The sequence below is a fragment of the Candidatus Magnetobacterium casense genome (assembly GCF_019173545.1).
Taxonomy (GTDB): Bacteria; Nitrospirota; Thermodesulfovibrionia; order Thermodesulfovibrionales; family Magnetobacteriaceae; genus Magnetobacterium; species Magnetobacterium cryptolimnobacter.
On the sequence record NZ_JABXWD010000753.1, the window covers coordinates 1 to 1,128 of the forward strand.

A 1,128-nucleotide genomic window follows, 5' to 3' on the forward strand; every position below is an offset into this window, starting at 1 on the left:
CCAGGAACTACCCTCACAGAGTAAACTGCCCTGGTGCAAGGCCGATAAGTTCAACTACTCCGAGCTATCAGGCTCACTGACACAAATAAACGGCGGCCTGTTTGTCTTTGTACGCAGCGCCGATGACATGACCTTTACCCATTCGTCCTGGAATGAGGGCATAGAGCCTTGGCGCTTTAAGATTGAATCGGCAGCAGAGATGGGCGACTACAGTCAAAGCGGCCAAGACCGTGGTCTCATTGCGCATACCGTCTTTGACCGCACGCTTGTCAGGGCCGGTGAGACGCTGCACATGAAGCATATCATCAGGGGACATACCACCAAGGGGTTTGAGTTTCTGCCAAAGTCCAAAGCCCCCGGCAAGCTCCTCATCAGACACACGGGCAGCGAGCAAACCTACGAGCTTGGGTTGAAGTGGACACCAACGGGCAGTGCGGAGTCTACATGGAAGGTACCTGAAGACGCCAAACTTGGCGCCTACGAGTTGATCATAGAGGCGGAGGTCTGGGGCAACAGCAAGGACAAAACCAATTTGCTGTCGGGCAGCTTCAGGGTCGAGGAGTTCCGTGTTCCGCTGATGAAGGGAGTTGTCCAGGGTCCGGCAGAGCCGCTTGTAGGGGTCACGGAGGCGCCGGTGGATGTGGCCGTGACGTATCTCTCCGGTGGCGTGGCATCCGGATTGGCCGTTAAACTGCGCTCGGACGTACAACCCAAGGCCGTTACGGTACCGGATTACGAGGGCTTTTCCTTCTCAACAGGAGGTGTCAAAGAGGGCGTGGTCCCTGCCTACCAGCAACAGGATGACACGGAGGACTACGATGTCTCGGATGTTACAGCCGGACAAGAAACGGATGCCGCTGTCCCCTCGGAAGAGGCAAAGAGACGTGCCAGGATGCACAGCACAGACCTCACCCTCGATAAGGCCGGTGCCGCAAGGACCAAAATATCCAACATAACACCGGCGGACATACCAAGAGATATCCTCGCAGAACTCGAATACAGAGACCCAAACGGGGAGGTTCAGACAGTATCCTCACGGATTGCACTGTACCCGTCAAAGTTGTTGATTGGCATAAAGCCGGAGGGCTGGACGCTCTCAAACGATTCAGTCAAGTGTGAGGTTGTCGT

1 protein-coding gene is annotated in these 1,128 nt (G+C 55.7%); it reads left to right on the top strand.

Translation table 11 applies throughout. The features are described from left to right. A partial coding sequence (locus HWQ67_RS19280; protein WP_218254318.1) for an MG2 domain-containing protein occupies nucleotides 1–1,128 on the top strand: 1,128 nt, incomplete at both ends.